Annotated in this window: 20 protein-coding genes; 12 read left to right on the plus strand and 8 right to left on the minus strand. The window is 31.6% G+C overall.

What is annotated here, in order from left to right:
- Positions 1-7: 7 nt before the first annotated feature.
- The 3 genes from argC to WHA43_RS01845 are packed head-to-tail and all read right to left on the minus strand — an operon-like array spanning position 8 to position 2,780.
- Entirely contained in the window at positions 8-985 is a 978-nt protein-coding gene (gene argC, locus WHA43_RS01835) for an N-acetyl-gamma-glutamyl-phosphate reductase (protein ID WP_105045464.1), read from the minus strand.
- A complete protein-coding gene (locus tag WHA43_RS01840; protein ID WP_105045465.1) occupies positions 982-2,166 on the minus strand; it encodes an argininosuccinate synthase in 1,185 nt (394 codons plus the stop codon). Before WHA43_RS01840 ends, argC begins: the two co-directional genes overlap by 4 nt.
- Positions 2,163-2,780: a GNAT family N-acetyltransferase gene (locus tag WHA43_RS01845; protein ID WP_105045466.1), complete on the minus strand. Its 618-nt coding sequence runs from the start codon at positions 2,778-2,780 to the stop codon at positions 2,163-2,165. Before WHA43_RS01845 ends, WHA43_RS01840 begins: the two co-directional genes overlap by 4 nt.
- A gap of 597 nt (positions 2,781-3,377) precedes the next feature.
- Here WHA43_RS01845 and WHA43_RS01850 point away from each other — a divergent pair.
- Genes WHA43_RS01850 through WHA43_RS01870 form a run of 5 tightly spaced genes read left to right on the plus strand, consistent with a single transcriptional unit; the run spans position 3,378 to position 6,562 of the window.
- Positions 3,378-3,794: a DUF2141 domain-containing protein gene (locus WHA43_RS01850; protein ID WP_105045467.1), complete on the plus strand. Its 417-nt coding sequence runs from the start codon at positions 3,378-3,380 to the stop codon at positions 3,792-3,794.
- A 30-nt stretch (positions 3,795-3,824) separates the two neighbouring features.
- Positions 3,825-5,168, plus strand: a complete 1,344-nt coding sequence (locus tag WHA43_RS01855) for a histidine kinase (protein ID WP_105045468.1) — start codon at positions 3,825-3,827, stop codon at positions 5,166-5,168.
- A gap of 5 nt (positions 5,169-5,173) precedes the next feature.
- Positions 5,174-5,464 carry a 2TM domain-containing protein gene (locus WHA43_RS01860; RefSeq protein ID WP_105045469.1) on the plus strand — a complete coding sequence of 97 codons (291 nt, stop codon included), beginning with the start codon at positions 5,174-5,176 and terminating at the stop codon, positions 5,462-5,464.
- Position 5,465: 1 nt separating this feature from the next.
- Positions 5,466-5,804 carry a 2TM domain-containing protein gene (locus WHA43_RS01865; RefSeq protein ID WP_105045470.1) on the plus strand — a complete coding sequence of 113 codons (339 nt, stop codon included), beginning with the start codon at positions 5,466-5,468 and terminating at the stop codon, positions 5,802-5,804.
- Between the two features lie 2 nt (positions 5,805-5,806).
- Entirely contained in the window at positions 5,807-6,562 is a 756-nt protein-coding gene (locus WHA43_RS01870) for a LytR/AlgR family response regulator transcription factor (RefSeq protein WP_105045471.1), read from the plus strand.
- Positions 6,563-6,615: 53 nt separating this feature from the next.
- Here WHA43_RS01870 and aroB read toward each other — a convergent pair whose 3' ends face one another.
- Positions 6,616-7,674: a 3-dehydroquinate synthase gene (gene aroB / locus WHA43_RS01875; RefSeq protein WP_105045472.1), complete on the minus strand. Its 1,059-nt coding sequence runs from the start codon at positions 7,672-7,674 to the stop codon at positions 6,616-6,618.
- A gap of 95 nt (positions 7,675-7,769) precedes the next feature.
- On the opposite strand from aroB, the gene WHA43_RS01880 reads away from it, so the two are divergent.
- The 7 genes from WHA43_RS01880 (at position 7,770) to WHA43_RS01910 (ending at position 16,270) form a co-directional block, all read left to right on the plus strand.
- Complete coding sequence (locus tag WHA43_RS01880) at positions 7,770-8,933, plus strand: proline dehydrogenase family protein (protein ID WP_105045473.1); 1,164 nt, start codon at positions 7,770-7,772, stop codon at positions 8,931-8,933.
- Positions 8,934-9,236: an LETM1 domain-containing protein gene (locus tag WHA43_RS01885; RefSeq protein WP_105045474.1), complete on the plus strand. Its 303-nt coding sequence runs from the start codon at positions 8,934-8,936 to the stop codon at positions 9,234-9,236.
- Between the two features lie 145 nt (positions 9,237-9,381).
- Positions 9,382-11,151, plus strand: coding sequence for a translational GTPase TypA (gene typA, locus WHA43_RS01890; RefSeq protein WP_105045475.1), 1,770 nt, complete (start codon positions 9,382-9,384; stop codon positions 11,149-11,151).
- 208 nt (positions 11,152-11,359) lie between these two features.
- Positions 11,360-11,737 (plus strand): DoxX family protein, encoded by a 378-nt coding sequence (locus tag WHA43_RS01895; protein WP_105045476.1) that lies wholly within the window; start codon positions 11,360-11,362, stop codon positions 11,735-11,737.
- Between the two features lie 111 nt (positions 11,738-11,848).
- Entirely contained in the window at positions 11,849-13,753 is a 1,905-nt protein-coding gene (locus tag WHA43_RS01900) for a PQQ-binding-like beta-propeller repeat protein (protein WP_105045477.1), read from the plus strand.
- Between the two features lie 189 nt (positions 13,754-13,942).
- Positions 13,943-15,901 (plus strand): monovalent cation:proton antiporter family protein, encoded by a 1,959-nt coding sequence (locus tag WHA43_RS01905; RefSeq protein WP_226742904.1) that lies wholly within the window; start codon positions 13,943-13,945, stop codon positions 15,899-15,901.
- Positions 15,902-16,270: a DMT family protein gene (locus WHA43_RS01910; RefSeq protein ID WP_105045479.1), complete on the plus strand. Its 369-nt coding sequence runs from the start codon at positions 15,902-15,904 to the stop codon at positions 16,268-16,270.
- A gap of 48 nt (positions 16,271-16,318) precedes the next feature.
- Here the strand turns inward: WHA43_RS01910 and WHA43_RS01915 are convergent, their stop codons facing one another.
- Genes WHA43_RS01915 through WHA43_RS01930 form a run of 4 tightly spaced genes read right to left on the minus strand, consistent with a single transcriptional unit; the run spans position 16,319 to position 22,574 of the window.
- Positions 16,319-17,098: an anti-sigma factor gene (locus WHA43_RS01915; RefSeq protein WP_105045480.1), complete on the minus strand. Its 780-nt coding sequence runs from the start codon at positions 17,096-17,098 to the stop codon at positions 16,319-16,321.
- A gap of 1 nt (position 17,099) precedes the next feature.
- Entirely contained in the window at positions 17,100-17,630 is a 531-nt protein-coding gene (locus WHA43_RS01920) for an RNA polymerase sigma factor (RefSeq protein ID WP_105045481.1), read from the minus strand.
- Between the two features lie 52 nt (positions 17,631-17,682).
- Positions 17,683-21,090 (minus strand): caspase family protein, encoded by a 3,408-nt coding sequence (locus WHA43_RS01925; RefSeq protein ID WP_105045482.1) that lies wholly within the window; start codon positions 21,088-21,090, stop codon positions 17,683-17,685.
- Between the two features lie 11 nt (positions 21,091-21,101).
- A complete protein-coding gene (locus tag WHA43_RS01930; RefSeq protein ID WP_170039491.1) occupies positions 21,102-22,574 on the minus strand; it encodes a C1 family peptidase in 1,473 nt (490 codons plus the stop codon).
- Positions 22,575-22,677 lie beyond the last annotated feature (103 nt).

A 22,677-nucleotide genomic window follows, 5' to 3' on the forward strand; every position in this document is an offset into this window, starting at 1 on the left:
AGTTTATTTAAAAATAATTGGCTTTGCTGTGCAATCCTAAAGTTTCTTCAAAACCAAACATCAAATTCATATTTTGAATGGCTTGACCAGAAGCTCCTTTTAATAAATTATCTATAACACTTGTAATCAATAATTTATCATTCTGTTTTGACAAATGCAACAAACATTTATTCGTGTTCACTACTTGTTTTAAATGCAAATCATTTTCGGTAATAAACGTAAAAGCAGCTTCTTTGTAAAAGTCTTGATACAATTCTTTGGCATCTGAAACTGAACCTTTAAACTTTGTATAAATAGTTGCGAAAATTCCTCTTGAAAAGTTTCCTCTATTGGGAATAAAATTGATTTCTGATGAAAAATTAGGTTGTAAGTTTTGTACAGTTTGATTGATTTCATCCAAATGTTGATGTGAAAAAGCCTTGTAATGCGAAAAATTATTGTCTCGCCAAGGAAAATGCGAAGTTGCTGAAACAGCAGTTCCTGCACCAGTTGCGCCAGTTACAGCGTGAATGTGAATATCATCAAACAACAATTTATGGGCTGCTAACGGTAAAATTGCCAATTGCAAAGCCGTTGCAAAACAACCTGGATTCGCAATATAATTCGCTTTTTTGATCGCTTCTTTTTGCAATTCAGGCAAACCATACACAAATGCTTTACCATCAATAATACTCGAAGATTCCAATCTAAAATCATTGCTTAAATCAATAATTTTAGTGTTTTTAGAAAAGGTGTTTTCTTTTAAAAACTGTGTCGAATTTCCATGTCCTAAGCATAAAAATAAGACATCAACATCAGGATTGACAGTATCTATAAACTTCAACTCAGTATCACCAACTAAATCTTGATGTACGTCGTAAATTTTATTTCCTGCATTGGAAGTGCTGTACACAAAGTTGATTTCGGTTTTTGGATGATGCAATAACAATCTGATCAATTCGCCAGCGGTATATCCTGCACCACCAATAATTCCCACTTGAATCATAATTCGTCGTTATTTACTTGCTGATATATTTTATTTTGATTGCCTAAAATTTTGATGAATCCTTTGGCATCATCAGCTGTCCAAACTTTATTTTCTTCACCATAACTTCCGAATTTTGCATTCATCAAATCATGAGGTGATGAAACGCCATCCAATGTAAAATGGTAAGGTCTTAAAGTAACAAACACACTTCCAGAAACGTTCTTTTGGCTACTTTCTAAAAATGCTTCGATGTTTCTCATTACAGGATCTAAATATTGGCCTTCGTGCAAATGCATTCCGTAAAAACTCGCCAAATATTCTTTGTGTTGCAATTGCCATTTGGTAAGTGTATGTTTTTCTAACAAATGATGCGCTTTAATGGTAATCAATGCAGCAGCAGCCTCAAAACCAACTCTTCCTTTAATACCAACAATAGTATCACCCACATGAATATCTCTACCAATGGCGTATTTTGTAGCAAAACTGTTGAGCAATTCAATGCATTTTTCAGGATCATCAATTTTGCCATTTACAGCCACTAAATTTCCTTTGTTAAATGTCAACACTACTTTTTGATACCCTTCTTTTACCAATTGAGATGGATAGGCACTTTCTGGCAAAGGCATGGTTGATGTTAAGGTTTCTTCACCACCAACACTTGTTCCCCACAAACCTTTGTTTACAGAATATTTGGCTTTTTCCCAAGGCATGTTGATGCCTTCAGATTTTAAATAATCAATTTCTTCTTGTCTTGTTAATTTTTCATCTCTGATAGGAGTGATGATGCCAATATGAGGAGCTAAAGTTTGAAAAATCATGTCAAACCGCACTTGATCATTTCCTGCTCCTGTACTTCCGTGAGCAATAAATTCGGCGTTGATACTTTTGGCATATTCAATGATTTCAATAGCCTGAATAATACGCTCAGCACTTACAGATAAAGGATACGTATTGTTTTTCAATACATTTCCGTACACCAAATATTTTACTACTTTTTCATAAAAAGACGATACAGCATCTATACATTTATAAGTAGTAACTCCCATTTTATAGGCATTACTTTCAATGTTTTTGATATCATCAGCAGTAAAACCACCTGTATTTACAGTAACTGCATGTACTTTGTATTTTTTTGATAATTTTACAGCACAATACGAAGTATCTAAACCTCCACTATAAGCAATAACTAGTTTTTTCATTTCTTTTCTTTTTTTAAGAACAAGTTTTGTTTCATGTTTTTAAGTCTATAAAAGACCTTCTCTTTGATTTTTTTAGGTTCTTCTTTTGATTGATTGTTTGGATCATACAGCATGCCAGTACACAAACACATTTTACGATTTGTTCGTGTTAAAACATCATAGTTTACACAAGTTTGACAACCATCCCAAAAAGTAGGATCGTCTGTCAATTCAGAGAAAGTAACTGGTTTGTACCCTAAGCTTGTGTTGAGTTTCATAACCGCTAAACCAGTAGTAATACTGAATATTTTAGCATCTGGAAACTTTTTTCTAGAATGTTCAAAAATAACTTGTTTGATTTTTTTTGACAGTCCTAAGCCTCTGTAATCAGGATGAACTATCAATCCTGAGTTGGCGACAAATTTTCCATGTCCCCATTTTTCGATATAACAAAATCCAGCAAATTTATCGCCATCTAGTGCAATAACAGCATTGCCATTTTCCATTTTGGTGGCAATATATTCAGGTTTACGCTTAGCAATTCCTGTGCCTCTAACTTTGGCAGCATCTTCGATGGTTTTACATATTATTTCTGCGTATCCAATATGGGATTTATCAGCAATGACAATTTTCATTGAAATTGAAATTTAGTAAGTTTAAAAATGTTTTTTGTCGATTTTTCTTGAGTAGAATTGGACTCACCTAATTCTGTAATGATGCACAAACGCCTAAGGGCGCGTGGTAAAATGACGAGAAATTGTAACATTGTTATTGTGTAAAATAACTTGAAAATGTTGATGAGCTTTGGTTGATTGTTTCATGAAAATAAAAATGGGTTATACTTAAATAAATTCGATCTCTTTAAAAAAGATTAACAGCGTCTGCAATGCAAACGCTTACTGGGAACTATTGAAGTATAATTTTTATTTCTAATTACTTGAATCATGGAGTAAAAGTATATATTTTTTAAAACTTATTATTAAAAATGAGTTATTTTTTTACAAGTTTTATGGAATCGTAACTAAAATAAGGGTTGATTTATGAATTTGGTATCATTTAACCAAATAAATACATTTTTGGCAATTTTTTTTAGGATCTGATTTTATTAAAAATAGTGAGTTTTCATTATTAACAATTCATCCTATAAAAATGACAGTTCGGTTACAATCAATTTTTTTAGAGAATATCCTGTCGCACTTTTGTGGCATCATTAATCTTAAAAAATAAAAATTATGAAATTAGTAACATCAATCGTAGTCATGGCAGTTTTATTCATCACGAATTCAGTAATTGCCCAAGAAAAAGCAAGTATCACAGCAGAAGTTATCAATGTTACTTCTGATAGTGGAAAAGTAGGTTTTGCCTTGTATGATAAAGCATCTTTTATGCTAAAACCTATTCAGGCAAGCAATGCCAAAATTGTAGAAGGAAAGAGTTTGGTAACTTTTGAAAATGTGCCTTTTGGAGAGTATGCCATTATTTGTTATCATGACAAAAATGACAATGATAAAATGGATTTTTCTTCTAACGGAATGCCAACTGAAGATTATGGTGCATCTAACAATGTAATGACTTTTGGACCTCCAACATTTGAAGGCGCAAAGTTTGCAGTTTCAGAGAAAAATGTATCTTTAAAAATTAAATTTTAAGATTCTTTGCAACTATAAAAATTGAATAAAATGATAGCTGGTATCACAAAAGAAAATGTAAGGGAAGGGGTAATCATCACCTTAAAAATCACCCTTATTTTTGGAGTCTTTTTTACGATTGTCAATCAAAATTTTGATGTAAAATCGATAGTTTTTTCTTTTGTAGTATCAGGCATCTATTCTTTTGGATTGGGTTTTGGTCAGGGTTTGTTGAATGATTATTTGAGTAATAAATGGTCTTGGATTGAGCATACAAAAAAACGTGTTTGGTCTGGTGTTATAGCCACAATTGGCTACACTGTTCCTGTAGTTTTATTGATCAATTACTTGCAATTTGTGATCATTCCAGGTGTAAGTGCTGATGCTTTTTTACATGGTAAATATCTTTGGACACATTTATTTTTCATCATTCTTTCTTTCGGAATTTCAGCTTTTTTACATGCAAGAAGTTTTATGATTGCTTGGAAAAAATCAGTAAAACAAGAAAGTACACAACAAGAAATTGTTGCAAAAACAGAAACCGCCAAATTCGAATCTTTAAAAAGTCAGATTGATCCTCATTTTTTATTCAATAGTTTGAATGTATTGACAAGTTTAATCAGTGAAAATCCAAGTCAAGCAGAAAAATTCACTACCAAATTGTCTAAAGTATACAGGTATGTTTTAGAGCAAAGAAATAAAGATTTAATTCCCTTAACTGAAGAATTGACCTTTGCTAAAACCTATATGGAGCTTTTAGGAATGCGTTTTGAAGATGCTGTACAATTCAATATTCCAGCATCTGTAAGCAATCAAGAGTTGAAAATTGTACCACTTTCGTTGCAATTATTACTCGAAAATGCTGTGAAACACAATGTAGTTTCATCATCAAAACCATTGATAATCAGTATTTATGAAGAAAATGATTATTTGGTGATAGAAAACAATGTAAACCCTAAAGAGGCTGTAGGAAAAAGTACCAAAGTTGGGTTGCAAAATATTGCTGACAGGTATGGATTAATCACTCATAAAAGTGTGCAAGTAGAAAATAATAACAAAACATTTAAGGTGAGGATTCCTCTCTTAATTAAAATGAACGACATCATGTATCAAGAAAATATAGAAAATAGTAAGTACGCAAGAGCTATAGAAAAAGTGGAAAGATTGAAAGAATTTTATCAAAGTTTAGTCTCTTATTGCATTGTAATTCCACTTTTAATTTATATCAATTTGGAATTTTCACCGGATTTTAAATGGTTTTGGTTTCCATTGATATTTTGGGGTATTAGTTTGATATTTAAATATTTAGAAGTACAAAATTTCAATATATTTTTAGGAAAAAACTGGGAAGAGCGCAAAATAAAAGAATTAATGAATCAAGAAAATAAAAAATAAGCACTATGAATTCAACATTTAACAATCAGCAAGCTTACGAAAGAGCTCAAAAAAGAGTCAAAGAAATCAAAGGTTTTTATGCACATTTAGCATCGTATTGCCTTGTAATCCCGGTAATTATATTTGTAAATTTAAGATTTACCCCTGGTTTTCATTGGTTTTGGTTTTCTACCTTAGGATGGGGATTAGGATTGTTTTTTCATTGGTTAGGAATTTTTGGTTTTCAATTATTAGGCCTAGGAAAAGACTGGGAAGAGCGCAAAATAAGAGAATTTATGAATCAAAATAACAACTAACATGGAACAGCAATTTTTAAAAGAACAGAGTTATAATAGAGCCAAAAAAAGAGTCAAAGACATCAAAGGATTTTATGTGCATTTGGTCGTATTTATTTCGGTAAATATTTTTATCAGCGGTATCATAATCTTCGGATTGATGAGAAGTGGAGAAAGTTTTACAGAAGCATTGAGCAATTTCGGAGTGTATTCAACACCATTATTCTGGGGAATAGGGTTGTTTTTTCACTGGTTTGGGGTTTTTGGAACTAAATTTTTAGGTTTTGGAAAAGATTGGGAAGAACGAAAAATCAAAGAGTTTTTAGAGAAAGAAAACAACCAATACAAAAACCTTAAGTAATAATGAAAGTTGTCATTATCGAAGACGAAAAGCCAGCTGCAAGAAGACTCAGCAGAATGTTACAAGCGTTGGATATTGAGGTTCAAGAAATGTTGCATTCTGTTGAAGAATCCTTGAATTGGTTGCAAAATAACGAGCATCCTGAATTGATTTTTTTAGACATTCAATTGTCAGACGGATTGTCTTTTGAAATTTTTGAGGAGATAGAAGTGAAAAGTGCCATTATTTTTACAACTGCTTATGATGAGTACGCGTTAAGAGCCTTTAAATTGAACTCTATTGATTATTTACTAAAGCCTATTGATGAAGAAGAATTGGCAGCAGCAGTGCAACAGTTTACTAAATTACATCCCAAAAAGCAAGAAGTAATGGTAAACTTAGATGAGATTAAAAAACTATTAATCAATCCTTTAGACAGAAAATTTAAAAGACGGTTGTCTATAAAAGTTGGGGCTCATATCAAAATAATTTCAACCGATAACATTGAATGTTTTTACAGTGAAAACAAAGCAACTTATTGCTTTACTAATGAAAAAAGAAGTTTTTTGTTAGACAATTCACTCGAAATTTGGCAAGAACAATTAGATCCTGAACAATTTTTCAGAGTAAACAGAACTTTTATTGTGAATATCAATGCCATCAAAGATATCATTGCGTACTCTAATTCAAGATTGAAATTGATACTAGAATCTTATTCAGAAGCCGAAATTATTGTAAGCAGAGAACGCGTAAAAGATTTTAAAAGTTGGATTGAATAAAACGAATCTTAGCTTCAGAAATGAATAATCAAAGGTGATTATTAAATTCCGAATTACCTATTATAGTATTCTAAACTCTCGATAATAAGAGCATCAGAAACTTTACAATCAATTTTATAATCTTCAAAATCAAACAGCAATACGAAATTTACATTGCCACTTACATTTTTCTTATCATGTTTTAGCAACTCCATAATTTCAGAAAAGTCCTCTTTTTCAAGGGTGATTTTTGGATAAATAGATAAAATAGTTTCTTTAATCTCTGCGACTTTTGCAGCTGAAAAGTTTAGTAATTTAGACGAAAGATAACTTTCGCAAATCATACCAATCGCAATTGCTTCACCGTGAGTTAATGTTTCTTTAGAGGCAGATTCTAAATAAAATGATTCAATAGCATGCCCTAAAGTATGACCGAAATTTAAAATTTTTCGCAAGTGTTTTTCTTTAGGGTCTTGCAAAACAACTTCGTTTTTTATTTCTATAGAACGATGTATTAATTCATTGATTTGTTGTTCTTTAGACTCTTTTACTTGATTAAATAGTTTCATGTCATAAGTCAAACCATATTTGATGATTTCTGCCATTCCTGAAGTCACTTCTCGAGGCGATAAAGTTGTCAAATACTCATCATCAACAATGACCATTTGCGGATTGGCAAACAAACCAATTTGATTTTTCAAAACGCCTAAATCAACTCCAGTTTTTCCTCCAACTGATGCATCAACCATAGATAATAATGTGGTTGGAATGTTTACAAAATCAATTCCACGTTTAAAACACGAAGCTACAAAACCACCTAAATCAGTAATAACACCACCACCAAGGGTGATGAATAGACTTTTTCTATCTGCACCAAGAGCAGTAATTTTGTTCCAAACAGCCACACAAGTTTCTAAATTTTTATGAATTTCACCAGATGGAATTTCAATCAACTGAACATCAAAAGTGGGCTGCAGTTTTTCTAAAAATACTGGATAACAATGAGTTAATGTATTTTCATCTACCAAAATAAAAATACTTGAATACTTTTTATCGGTTACTAATTTTCTAAGTGCTTTGTATCCTTTTTGATGAAAATGAACAGGATATGTGGCTGCTTCAATCGTTTGCATGAATGATTATTTTGGATGCGCAAATTAAAAAGAAATAATTTAATTATTTGTAGTCTTGAACTATCTTTGTAATCAAATTATTTGTATCTTAATTTATGAAACTTTTTGATAATACCGAAGTTGCTTTTTCTTTAAAATCAGACTCTCAACTCGAACGTGCCTATTTTTTGTTTAAAATGATTCAAAATGAACCCATGGTTCGCATTGGATCTGCAGTAACAAATTTTGCTTTAAAAGCACATTTACCAATTGAGGGTTTGATTCGTTCAACTGTTTTTGATCACTTTTGTGGCGGAGTTACAGAAGAAGATTGTTTACCTGTCATCGAAAAAATGTATGCTGAAGGGAATGTTCACAGTGTATTAGACTACTCTGTTGAAGGTAAAGACGAAGAAGCAAGCTTTGATGATGCTTTACAAAAGATTTTAAAAATTCTTGATTTTTGCGAAGAAAAGAAATCTATTCCTTTTGCTGTATTCAAACCAACAGGATTTGGACGTTTTGCGTTGTATCAAAAAATTACAGAAAAAAAATCTTTGACAGACAAAGAACAAGAAGAATGGAATAGAGTAGTAGCTCGCTTTCACAAAGCTTGTAAAAAAGCCCAAGAAAAAAATGTTCCTATTTTAATTGATGCCGAAGAAAGTTGGATGCAAGATGCTGCTGATGCATTGATTGAGAATTTAATGGAAACTTATAATAAAGATAAAGCAATAGTTTTCAATACTTTACAAATGTACAGACATGACAGAATGGACTATTTGAAAAAAGTATATGCCAAAGCACAAGAAAAAGGATATCACATAGGAATGAAAGTGGTGAGAGGTGCATATATGGAAAAAGAGCGTGAAAGAGCTGAAGAAAAAGGGTATCGTTCACCCATTTGCGACACCAAAAAAGATACTGATGAAAATTACGATGCAGCCATCAATTTTATCATGGAACATCCAAAAATGGCTTTGTTTGCAGGTACTCACAATGAAAACAGTTCGTATTTATTGATGGAACTCGCCAACAAATATCAAATAGAAAAAAATGACAAACGCATGTGGTTTGGTCAGTTATTTGGAATGAGCGATCACATCAGTTTCAATCTAGCAAAAGAAGGGTATAACGTTGCTAAATATTTACCTTTTGGCCCTGTACGTGATGTAATGCCTTATTTGATAAGAAGAGCAGAAGAAAACACCTCTGTAGCAGGACAAACAAGTAGGGAATTAAACCTACTTACTACAGAGCGCAAAAGAAGAAAATTATAAATGCTAAGTAAAGAAGAAATTAAAGCCCTTTTGCAAAGAAACAAGTTGCGTTTATATCAAGAACTGTCGCAAAGCAAAGAGGCAATGTATTTGATAAAAAAATCTACCAAAACAAAACTGAACGAAGAGGAAAAAGAAAAAGTCAAAATCCATTTGATTGACATCTGCAAATCTGTACCTGCATTGGCTGTTTTTTTATTACCAGGAGGCACTTTGTTGTTGCCTTTACTGGTAAAATTGATTCCCGATATTTTACCATCGGCTTTTAGAGATGATCCTACAAAAGACAAAACATCTTTGTAGTGTTTTTTAAGTGCCTTATATATAAATAGTTATATTTATTTTTATTTCAAAATTACCTTTCTTAGTAACCAATTAAATTAATCATTTATAATTCGTGTAATTGTTTATAAAGCACTACTTTTGCACGAAATTTTAGAACGCACTTATGCAATCAATTAGAAACATCGCAATCATTGCCCACGTTGACCACGGAAAAACAACATTAGTAGATAAAATTATTGACCAAGCAAAAATCTTAGACGATCGTAAAGAACGTACAGATTTGTTATTAGATAACAACGATTTAGAACGTGAAAGAGGAATTACCATTCTTTCAAAAAACGTTTCTGTAGTTTATAAAGATGTAAAAATCAATGTAATTGATACTCCTGGTCACGCTGATTTTGGTGGAGAAGTAGAACGTGTACTAAAAATGGCTGATGGTGTTTTACTATTGGTTGATGCTTTTGAAGGCCCAATGCCTCAAACTCGTTTTGTATTGGGTAAAGCTATTGAATTAGGTTTAACTCCAATTGTGGTTGTAAATAAAGTAGACAAAGAAAACTGTACGCCAGATTTGGTGCATGAAAAAGTGTTTGATTTGATGTTTGCTTTAGAGGCAACCGAAGAGCAATTAGATTTTACAACCATTTATGGCTCTGCAAAAAATGGATGGATGTCAACAGATTGGAGAGAGCCTAAAGATAATATTGTTGATTTATTAGATGCAGTAATTGAATCTATTCCTGAAGCGCCTTATAGAGTAGGAACTCCTCAAATGCAAATTACTTCATTAGATTTTTCAGCATTTACCGGAAGAATCGCTATTGGTCGTGTGTACAGAGGCGATTTAGAAGAAAATAAAGATTATATGTTGTGTAAAGCTGATGGCTCTTTCAAAAAAGTGCGCATCAAAGAATTGCATGTTTTTGAAGGAATGGGAAAAGTCAAAGTCTCAAAAGTAAGAAGTGGTGATATCTGTGCCATCACAGGAATTGAAGGTTTTGATATTGGTGATACTATTGCTGATGCTGATAATCCAGAGGCTTTGCCAAGAATTGAAGTTGATCAACCTACTATGAGTATGTTGTTTACCATTAACAATTCTCCTTTTTTTGGAAAAGAAGGAAAGTTTGTAACTTCTCGTCATTTACGTGATCGTTTGAAAAAAGAAACAGAAAAAAACTTAGCTCTTCGTGTTGATGATACAGATACCGAAGATAAATTCAATGTTTTTGGACGTGGAGTATTGCATTTATCCGTTTTAATCGAAACAATGCGTAGAGAAGGTTATGAGCTACAGGTTGGAAGACCTAAAGTAATCATGAAAGATATTGATGGTGTAAAATCAGAACCTTACGAAACACTTTCTATTGATGTACCTGAAGATGTGGCATCTAGAGCTATCAATTTGGTTTCATTGCGTAAAGGTGATTTACTAATTATGGAGCCTAAAGGAGATTTGCAACACTTAGAATTTACCATTCCATCAAGAGGATTGATTGGTTTGCGAAACAAAATATTAACAGCTACAGCTGGTAAAGCAATCATCAATCACCGTTTTTCTGAATACGGGCCTTATAAAGGTGAGTTTGCTGACGAATTAAAAGGAGCGATTGTTTCATCAGAAACTGGTAAAGCAACTGCTTATGCTATTGACAGATTGCAAGACAGAGGTCGTTTTTTTATAGATCCGAATCAAGAAATTTACGCAGGCCAAGTGGTTGGTGAAAACAACAAGCAAGATGATATGGCTGTAAATTTGATTAAAGGAAAAAAACTAACCAACGTAAGAGCTTCTGGTACTGATGAAGGTGTAAAAATTGCTCCAAAAGTAGATTTTTCATTAGAAGAATGTATGGAATATATTAGAGATGATGAGTATTTAGAGGTTACTCCAGCTAGTTTACGTATGCGTAAAATCAACTTTAAATAATTGTAACAATAAATTTTAAGATAAAAGCCCAAGAATTTACTTCTTGGGTTTTTTATTTAATAAATTATAAAATTCCATCGTTAGATTTTTTTCAAAATATATTTATAAAATAAAGGTATTTATTTTTATCATATATTTATATCAGTTTTCATAAATATTACTTTTATTAATTGTAACTCCAACCAATACTCTTTAAAACTTACAAATCATGAAAAACAAAATTCTTTTCGTTATCAGTCTTTTATTCGGCTTACTTTTTATCAATTCTGGGTTGAATAAATTTTTCAATTACATGCCAATGCCTGCAGAAATGCCCGAAAATACTATAAAAGTAATGGAAGCATTTACAACTATAGGCTGGTTAATGCCATTAGTGGGAATGGTAGAAATTATAGCAGGTTTGCTTTTTATAATTCCAAAAACTAGAGCTTTAGGTGCAATTATAATCTTGCCAATTATGGTAGGTATAGTCTTAACTCATATTGTAAATATTCCTGATGGTATGCCAATGGCAATCGTTTTAATGTTCATAAACCTTTGGGTACTTTTTGAGAATAAAGAAAAGTATGCGCACATTTTGAAATAAATCATTTGATATTTTAAAACTTTAATTTTTAGAATTTAGGGCATTTGCCTTATTTTGCTTAGCATATTCAATCAATAGTTTTACGAAAAAATTTATTTAAAACTAAATATTATGAAACTATTGATAAAAACTACATTCATTTTTTTGCTTTTAGTGGCTTTTTCGAGCAATGCACAAAAATCGGAAACTCCTGAAAATAGCTATGATTTAGGTGCTAAAATCAACGAAATGACATTGACAGTTGGGGGCGTTTTGGTAGTAGCAACCAATGATGGTTTGGTAGGAATTAAACCCTCAGAGTCAACACCAATTTTTAGTTTTACCAACTTCGGTCAACTAAAACCCGAAGAAACTGAATTCGTTCCGTTAACTCCTTATATTATCGTTTCTCAAGGAAAATCAACAGGATTTGGCGCTTTTGGTAAAACAAAACGAGCTGTGATAGATTATGTAAAAGGAAAAGTATTATTCAATTCTGAAGAGTTAGAATGGAAACAAATTTACACTTGCGATGTCATGTTACCTCAAAACAAATTAGTGGTCAGTGGTTTGCAAAAAAGTGATGCAAAGTTCGAAAGTCAAGTTCCAAAAATAGCAGTGTATGATTTAGAAACCGGAAAAAATGAGTATTCGTTTTTCTTAGACAAGCCTGGTAGAGTAGGTGTAGCCAAAGATTTTAGCGTAACTGGCACTCCATTACTGCTTAAAAAATCAATGTTGATTCCTACTGCACAAGGAATTTTAGCCATGAGCCATGATGGAAAAGAATTATGGACGAGTAAGATTAAAAATGTGGGTTGGATGGTTGCTAATGATGCTGAAAATGAAATTTATGCTTTTGAAAGTGTTAACAATGGTAATAATACTAGAATTCATAAAATTGGCGACACAAATGGTGAAGCTTTATGGAAAGATGATCGCAAAGTAAAAGGTACTGTTTCTAATTTTGAAATTTTACCTCAAGGAATTGCGATTGTTAGCAACGTACAACCCTCAGGAAATAAAATGTTTGCCGCAAAAGCACAAAGCCATATTGCTTTTTTAAGCGCAACATCTGGAGAAGATTTGTGGGATAAAGCGCCAAAAACAAATGGATATGTGCAGCATTTTTACATAACTAAAGATGGAATTTTATTCGGAATTTATGAAGGCGGAATCAATAAAATTTCTTTTGATGGAACGCCATTATTCAAAAAACCACTAAAAACCGGAGAAAATATTTTAGTCATGGCTGAAAGTAAACAAGGATTAATCTATATAACCAGTGAAGACGCCAACATTGTAAATCTTTCTTCTGGTGAAACTGTTTGGAATAAACCCCTGAAATATAAAAAAGCAACCTCAGTAGCATCAACTTTTGACAGTAAAAACAATCGATATTTGATAGTAGCAGATGGAAAGATAAAAGTAATTGATGCAACTACCGGAAATGTAGCTGACTTTGCAAACTGTGAATTTGATGAAAAAGAAGACCCAAATACGATGCAAATAAGAGAGGGAGGTATTTTCTTATCAGCAAATCAAAACATGGCAATGTATGATTTTAACGGAAAAGAAAAATACAAAGTGTATCATAAATCTCCAGGAAGAAGTACGTTTGGTAAAATTATGGGCGGAATTGTATCTGTTACCAGTACAGCACTTGCGGTTTCTATGAGTGCTAGAGCTGGGGCAAATCGCTCAGCATTTGGTAGCATTAATGATTTAGATTCCTATAATGATTATGGTAAAGAGGCTAAACGTGCAGCAGATATGTTTGCAGGAATTGCAGGTGCATCTTTTGACTATTTATCCAAACGTTTCAAAGCAACAGCAGCCTCAGAGAATGCACAATTTATGCTCACAAAATTAAGTGATGGTGTTGGTTTGGTAAAAGTTAATAAAGACACAGGAAAAGTGGTTAAAGAAATCATTTTAAATGATAAAAAACCTGAATATGAAGTAGATGAAACAGCAGGATATTTATTTTACAAAGCAAATGATAAAACAATTTATACTTTTAATTTGAATAAATAACTGATTCAAGATTCAGTAACCAACTCAAAAGCTCAAGATTTCTTGGGCTTTTTTATTTTTGCTATTAAAAAATTACATTCAATTGACCTTTGATAAGTCAAAAATGAGGGAATTTAAGTAACTTTACGATTGTATATTTTACCAAATTAACATCTATAAATTTCTATGCATTTACCCTTACTAAATGATATGCTAGTATTACTGAGTTTTTCAGTAATGATTGTTTTTGTATTGCAACGTTTAAAATTGCCATCAATCATTGGTTTTTTAATTACAGGGGTGCTAATTGGTCCTTATGGATTTAGTTTGGTAAAAGCCGTTGAAGAAGTAGAAATCCTCTCAGAAATCGGAGTTATTTTATTGCTTTTTGTTATTGGTATGGAGCTGTCAATCAAGCAGTTAATTTCCATAAAAAAGACTGTTTTTATTGGAGGATTTTTTCAAGTAGGAATAACTGTTTTAGTGGCAGCTTTTGTTTATTATTATTTAGGAAATTCTTGGAATGAAGCTGTTTTTGTAGGATTTTTGTTTTCTTTATCGAGTACGGCCATTGTATTAAAAACCTTGCAAGACCGCCAAGAAATTTCATCAGCACATGCTAGAAATGCACTTGCAATTTTAATTTTTCAAGATATTATTGTAGTACCAATGATGTTGATTACACCTTTAATGGCAGGTGAATCTTCTAATATTTGGTTAAGTATTTCGTCATTAGTGATCAAAACATTAGTAGTTTTAATAATTACTTTTGTCAGTGCACGCTATATAGTACCAAAATTGATGCATGCCGTTGCAAAAACCAATAGCAAAGAATTGTTTTTATTAGTAACAATTACACTTTGTTTTGCAGTAGCATTTCTAACTTCTGAGGCAGGACTATCATTGGCTTTAGGAGCATTTATTGCGGGACTAATTGTTTCTGAATCAGAATACAGTCATCAAGCAACTAGCATTATTTTACCTTTTAGAGAGTTATTTACAAGTTTCTTTTTCGTTTCTGTAGGAATGTTACTTGATTTGAGTTTTTTCATCAAACACATTTGGGTTATTTTATCTTTAGTATTTGTGGTTTTTATCGTAAAATCAATCATTGCATCTCTGGCAGTAGCAATTCTTAAATATCCTCCAAGAACAATTATACTTACAGGTTTATCCTTGTTTCAAGTAGGGGAATTTGCATTTATTTTGTCAAAAGTTGGTATTGACAATCAGTTATTAGATGTAGAAACAAATCAATATTTCTTATCAATTTCAATTGTTTCGATGTTATTGACTCCTTTTGTAATCATATATTCTGATGCAATTGCTAATAAATTAGTGGGGGTTTCTGAAAAATTAGGAATACAATCCAACTTACTAAACGTAAATAATGATGAAATTACCATTCATGAAAATTTTGAGAATCACCTAATTATTATCGGATATGGGGTAAATGGAAGTAATTTAGCAAAAGCAGCAACCACCAGTAATATACCTTTTATTGTAATTGAATTTGATGCAGAGATTGTAAAGAGAGAAAGAGCAAAAGGATTGCCTATAATTTTTGGAGATGCTACTCACGATCATATTTTAGAAACAGTGCACATTCAAAATGCAAGAGCTGCTGTAATTGCAATTTCAGACAATCAGGCTACTAAACAAGTGGTAAAAAATATTAGAAAACATTCAGATTCTTTGTATTTGGTAGTTAGAACACGATTTGTAAAAGAAATTTCGGAGTTGTTTGCCTTAGGTGCAGATGAAGTTATTCCTGAAGAGTTTGAAACTTCTGTTCAAATTTTTACCCATGTATTGCATAATTTTTTAGTACCTGAAGATGATATTGATCAAATTGTAGAGAAGGTTAGGGCTGATAATTATCAACTATTTAAGGGTGAATTGAAAAAACCTACCACTTTTAAACCCAATAATTTGGTCGATTTTAATATTACTTGTGTAAGTATGTCTGCAGATAGTAATCAGTTTTTAGGAAAACCACTAAAAGAATTGAACTTGAGAGTAGAATTCGGAATTAATATTTTAGGAATCAAACGCAAAGAAATGTTGATGCAAAACATTCAGCCTGATGATGTTTTATTGCAAGGAGACAGAGTTTATATTCAAGGAAAACAATCGAATATTGAACAATTTTATAAGTTAGTAAAATAAATGAAAGGATTTTTAACCATTGTTTTATTAATTATTAGCAACTCGTTTATGACATTGGCTTGGTATGGACATTTGAAATTTACAGAATGGAAGTGGTTTCAAAAACTAGGTTTGGTTGCCATTATTTTTATCAGTTGGGGAATTGCGTTATTTGAATATGTTTTTCAAGTACCAGCCAACAGACTTGGATATTCAGAAAATGGAGGACCTTTTAGTTTATTGCAATTAAAAGTGATTCAAGAGGTAATAACTTTGGTCGTTTTTGCAGTTTTCACTTTGATATTTTTTAAAACAGAAACCTTTAAAACCAATCATTTAATTTCTTTTGTTTTTTTGATTTTAGCGGTATATTTTATGTTTAAGAAGTAAATTTTTTAAAGTATAAAATACAAACTCTCAATTTTAAAAGAAATTTTCTTACGAATTCACAGCGCCTAGAGCATACAATTGATCTAAAGATGGCGATTCACTACCACCTTCGGGTTCTAGAGTAATTCCGAAGGCTTCAGAGTTATTCGGATTTTCAATTGCAAAAATTTTGGTATTATTTGCTGTAAAAGTGTCTAAAGTACCTAAACTTGTGGGTGTTAATGGGGTTATTTTTAGTGACCAAACCTGGTACACTTTTCCTTTTGGAGGTGGAGGCAATCCTTTAGCATCTAAATAGATATTATTGGTTTTCTTGTTCCAATATACTTTTGCATACGAATTTGGAGAGGCAACTTGTCCAGCTAAAGGCACTGAAATAATATCTTTATCTCTTAAAATATTTAACAGTTTCTCTTTTTCTGCCAAACTGTTTTTTGCTTTTTCAATTTGCGCTTCTAAAGCCTCTTTTTCCGATACAATTTCTGAAGTTGATTGTTTATTTTGAGAAATAGTATAAATCAACATACTTCCAAGGAGTACTGCTGCAGCCCAACCACTAAAAGATTTCCAGTTGGATGATTTTTGAATCGGAATTACTTTTGGTTCTTTTGAAATCAATTGATTTTTTATAGAATCAAATGAAGAAACTTCGCCTTGATAAGTTGCAGCAGTTAATTGTAGAATCGCTTTTTCTATGGACTCTACTTCTGCTAACAACTCAGGGTATTTTTGAATTGCAGCATGTACTTCTTCGTTTTCTTTTTCAGAAAGCGAACCTGCAACGTACAGTTCTAAAATTCCAGATGCTATGTATTCTTCTATATTCATTTTATACTCCCAATACTGAGCGTAATTGCCCAATACATGATTTGTTTTTTGTTTTTATAGTACCCAAAGGCATGTTCAATTCTTCTGAAGCTTCTACTTGAGTATATCCTTTAAAATACAATAGCTCAATCAAAGATTTACAAGTATCTCCCAATTTTTCCACCATTTCTTTTAAACCAATAGCATTGGTGCTACTATTTAAATCATCGTGTGTTTCAAGTATATCTACGAAAAAATCAGAAGTTTGGTTTTGTTGAGACTGTTTATATTTTTTTGAGCGGGTATAATCGATAGCAGCATTTCGTGCTATGTTCAATAACCACGTGAAAAAACGACCTTTGCTTGGGGAATAGGATGCCGCATTATTCCAAGCTTTTAAAAACACATCTTGCGTAATTTCTTCAGTTACCTCAACATCTTTTACGATAGTATTGATAACTCCTGAAATACTTTTACAATAAGCATTGTAAAGTTTTTCATAAGCTTGCACATCTTGTTGCTGAAACTGTAAAATTAAAAGCTCTTGATTCATATGTTGTATCAAGAGCTAAAGTAATAAAAAAATTGAAAGTTTACTTACTTAATTATTTTTTAATAAAAATAAAATCTCCTCCTTCATCACCTGTATTTCCAATAGGTGCATATTGTGGTTGATTGTCTCCTGTTGTGTTGTTGATTACAGCATCCTCAATCTTATTAAATAATTGTCCTGCAGAAATATATTTGTCTGTGTTGTCTCTCAATCTATTCAAAAGATATTTCATAAATACACTTTGGTTAGGAACTGTTGTTAAAGTTCCACTTGTGATGGCTTTTCTACTTGGCAATTCGTATTTTTTCTGAACGGCTTTTGAGGCTGTTTTAAAATCTCTATTTTTAACCAAAATACTTCCACTAAAACATGCATCTGCTATCAATAAAGTGTGTCTTGAATTGATGGCTTTAATGAGAGTAACGATACTTGTATTTAAAATTACATTCAATTCAAATTCCATTTGAGCATCAGAAGGCATCCAATAACCTTTTTCACTTACTTGATCATAATTTCCATGACCTGCGTAAAAAATAACCAAGTTGTCGTTTTTAGTAATTTTATTTTTCAGGATAGAAAATTGTTTGATGATGTCATTGGCTTTTGGATTTTTTAAGATCGTAACATTTTGTTTATCAAAACTATAATTGCTTATGAGTACATCTGCTAAAGCTTGTGCATCTTTAGTTGGCTCCCCATTTAAATCTTGAATACTTTCATCTTCGTAATCACTTACTCCAATAATCAATGCATAATATTTTCCAAAACCAATATCTAAAGTTTCTTTAGTATCGTTAATTGTTACGTTATTATTAATTACTTCTGGCGAATTGCGTTTGATGACAAAACTTTTTGTTGATGAGGCTTGTTTTAAATCAGTTGCTTTTACAATCAAATCGTTTTTACCATAACCTAAAGGCACATTCGCAACAAAAGTTCCGTTTTCAGAAACGGTGGCTTCTTTACCATTTACAGTTATTGAAAAAATTCCGTCAATATCAGACGCTTTTCCACGAACAGTAATTGTATTTGCCTCTACAATTTTAAATCCTCTAACTTCTTCAACAACAGGGTCTGTAATTACAATTACAGGAGGATTGTTAAAGCTTTCTGATTGGTATTTAATGTCTAAATAATCAGCATCAATTTTTCGATCGTGATAAATGGTATATCCAAATTTATTTCCAAAAAAGCGTTGAAAAGGGGCTTCATTTACATAAGTATTATTGATATAAAAACGAATCAACGAACCTGACTTTACAATTTTTACAACATTTTCTGCATTGCTTCCGGTTTTTATGGAGGAGGCAAAAGTTAAGGGAATGATTTCTTTGTAGACATCATTGTCAAACTTTCTAAACTTGTAATTTCCATTTCCTGAAAGTAAAAAACTAAATTCATTGGATGAGTTTTTTCTTCCAAAAGTAACCCCATACCAACCTGTAGAAGTGTTGATTTCTCCGATAGAGGTTTCTATGATAAAATCTTTAGTATCATCAATATCTACATCTCTACTGATAAAAATTCCACCTTCTTTTTTACGATGCATGATGAGCTTTCCTCCAGTAAGATCTAGCGAATAATCATCTGCATTTTCTAAATTCCAGTTGTTTTTATTAGATGAAAAATCGTCGTATAAAGGAATTTTAAGGGCATCATTAGTAACAATTATGTTATTAGTGTTCTCCTTCATTCCTTTGATACTCAGGTAATCAATGGCAATTTTTTGTCTGTAATAAACAGAATAACCAATTTCATTTCCAAAGAAGTTTTCAAAATCAATACGAGTAACATAGGTATTGTTGATATAAAATTTATAATAATCACCTTCTCTAGTAATTTTTACAGAATTTTCACGGCCATCACCTTCATTTATCGTAGAAGTTTTTGTCCATTTTATGATATCTTCACTTTGATTATTGATGACTCTGTTAACTTTATAATATCCAGTTGCTGTGATTAAAAATTGAAAATAATTACTGTCTTTTTTACCCCACAAAACTCCATAGGGTGAGTTTGTATCACCTGAAACATGTTGTAATTTAGTCTCAATTTCAAAATCTTTAGAGTTATCGAACTCTCTTGTGATATAGGTTATTCTACCTTTTTCATTCAATTTATGATCTAAATAATATTTACCATTGGTAATGTATAAATCATAATCATTTTGATAAACACTACTCCAATTATTACCATTAGAGGTAAAATCGTCAAATAAGATACTTTCACCAATATTATTATTAAAATTGTTATTGTTGTTATTGTTGTAATTATTATTGGTACCTATGTATCTCATACTTAAATAAGTAATTGATATTTTTTGACGACCATAGACAATAAATCCAGTTCTATCACCATAAAAAGTAGGAGAGTATTGCGTATGAACTAATGTACTATTGATGTAATAATTCAAGGCATTTCCTTTCTTTTCTATTTTAAGGTAATTGTATTGATTATTTCCTGTTTTAATTTGGCTTGCACTTGTCCAACCTTTTACTGCAGTAGAAGTTCCGTTTGAGGTTTGTTGAATATAGTACATTCCATTTCCAGAGATAAAAAACTCATTTTGATTGTCATTATCTTTTCTACCAAAAATAAGTCCAAAGCCTCTATCTTGGACTCCTGTCATTTTTAAAAATGAACCTTCTATATAAAAATCTCTATTGGTATCGATTATTTTCTCATAAGTGGTATTCCAACCACCATTGTCTCTTTTGTGATCAAAATCATAGCCACCATTTTTTATTTCAAGAGTAACGTCACTGTTATTTTGAGTAGCCCAATTGTTGTTATTGTCATTAAAGCCATCAAAAAGAATTGTTTCTCCAGATGTGTTGTTATTAATAGTAGCACTAGTTTTGGTAACTCTTAAATAGTCAATGGATATTTTTTGATTTCTATACAACTGAATCCCCAACTTTTTACCAACAATTGATTTATGCGTGGTACTATACACATAATTGTTGTTGATGTAAAATGTTACTGTTGAACCTTTTTTGGTTATTTTTAAATCATTAGTACCGTAATTTCCTGTTTTTAAATTAGAAGAAGTTGTCCAAGCTTGTAAAGTTGAATATTTATCATCTACATTTTCTGCCACTCTATAATAACCATTGGCAGTAATCCCGAATTCTTTATAATTTTTTTCATCTTTAAAATCGTATAAAAATGAAATTCCATAATCTTGTACGCCTGAAATTTTTTGAATTGAAGTTTGAATTTCAAAATCATCACTGTTAGAAAGTGCAAAATCTGAAGTGGTAACTCGCCAAGAATCTGTAGTTCTTTTGTGTTCAAAATAATAGCGTCCGTTATAAACGCTCAGTTCTCGAGTTTCATTATTACCTGTTGGCCAACCATTGGTACTGTCAAATTCTTCTTGATAAACATACGTTTGGCCGAATCCAAGAAACGATATTACTGAAAAAAAGAGGAGTAGATTGTTTTTTAGGATTTTCATTTTTTTGATTTTTATTGATGGTTCATTTCTATAAAAATTGGAACAACTTTTTCTGACGTACTTTTAGATGAGGCATCAAAAGAAATTTTAGAGCTACTAAAAGTTACATCTGTTCCTTTAAACATGCTTGATGATAAAGCACCTTTTACATTCGATACAAAATCGCTAGAACTTGATCGTGCTTTGTTTACGATATCATCAATATTTAATTTTTCTTTGCTATACAAAACACACAAAATATCTCTTCCAGGTTTGTTGTCAAATTCAATGAAATAATCTTCATTTGGCAATGCAATTTCGCTATCTACATAATTAAAGTAGTCAGAAAAATTATCAAATGGATACAATTTATTTACTGATTTGTCTGATGAGCCATATCCAATTAAATATACATAACCACGTTGTTTGCTTTTCAAATAGATTCTAAATTGTGTTCCTGATGTGTATGAAGTAGTTACTTTATAGGTACTGTTTGTAGCTTTTACAATATTAAAGTTTCTGGTAGCACCTTCAGATAATTTGATGGGCATATTTTCACCAGTACTTAATTTTAAGGTTAATTCACCTCCTAATTTATTAGAAACTACAGTGATGTTATTATTGATGTTAATGTTATTATTGTTGTTATTGTTGTTGTTGTTGTTGTTGTTTTCATCACTTTTATCAATCAAGACATAAGCAGTTTTTACTTGACGCTCAAAATCGGCATATCGCATCCAGAAAAATCCATTATTACCGAAAGAAGTACCCCAAGAGTTCATAATTTCAAAAGCACCACCAGCCATATTATCATCATAACCTACTACAACCATGGCATGACCATTAGAGCCTGTATTCGGAATCCATACTTTATTGGCATCTAAAATCAAACTATTGTATTGAAACAGACCAATTACTACAGGATTTTTAGTTGAAATGGCTTTTTTAACTTTGCCAACCAAATTTACAGGGTTATCCCATCTTGCTAAACGTTCATAAGTAATAATTTTATGCTGACTTGCAGATGAATAAACATAAGATGAAGGTGTAGAAGTACAGTTTTGATCGGTGTAAGGAAATTCATTTAATTTTGCAGCACCATAAGTGTTTAATAATTTCATGGCATTTTCAATATAAGCGCCTTCACAATTATTGTTTACACGGATTTGATTGTATACAAAAGCGGGTGAAAATGTATTTTGATTGATCATTGACGTATTGTATTGCCAATTATTTTTGATAGCATTTGCAATGGTTCTCGCACCAAAAGCACTTGCCCAGCCAACACAAGAACCTTGTCTTCCTTGACTTTGTGGAGTGGGAGCATAACCTTTTAAACTGAAAGATTTTGGCAAAGCCTCAAAACTTCGGGTAATTAACGGAACAGATTGTGGCGTTTCTTCGTACAATCTTTGATCAAACTTTAATCCTGTTCCAAAATCTTCTTGTGCAAAAATGCCCACTGAAAGGAACAAACTAGCAATTACTAACGATATTTTTTTCATGGTTGATACTCTTAAAAATTGATATATAACAAAAATCAGGTTAAATATATAAAAAAAAAATACGCCAAATGACGTATTCATAAAATTGCAAAAGAAAGACTAT

The organism is Polaribacter gangjinensis, from assembly GCF_038024125.1.
Classification (GTDB): Bacteria; Bacteroidota; Bacteroidia; order Flavobacteriales; family Flavobacteriaceae; genus Polaribacter; species Polaribacter gangjinensis.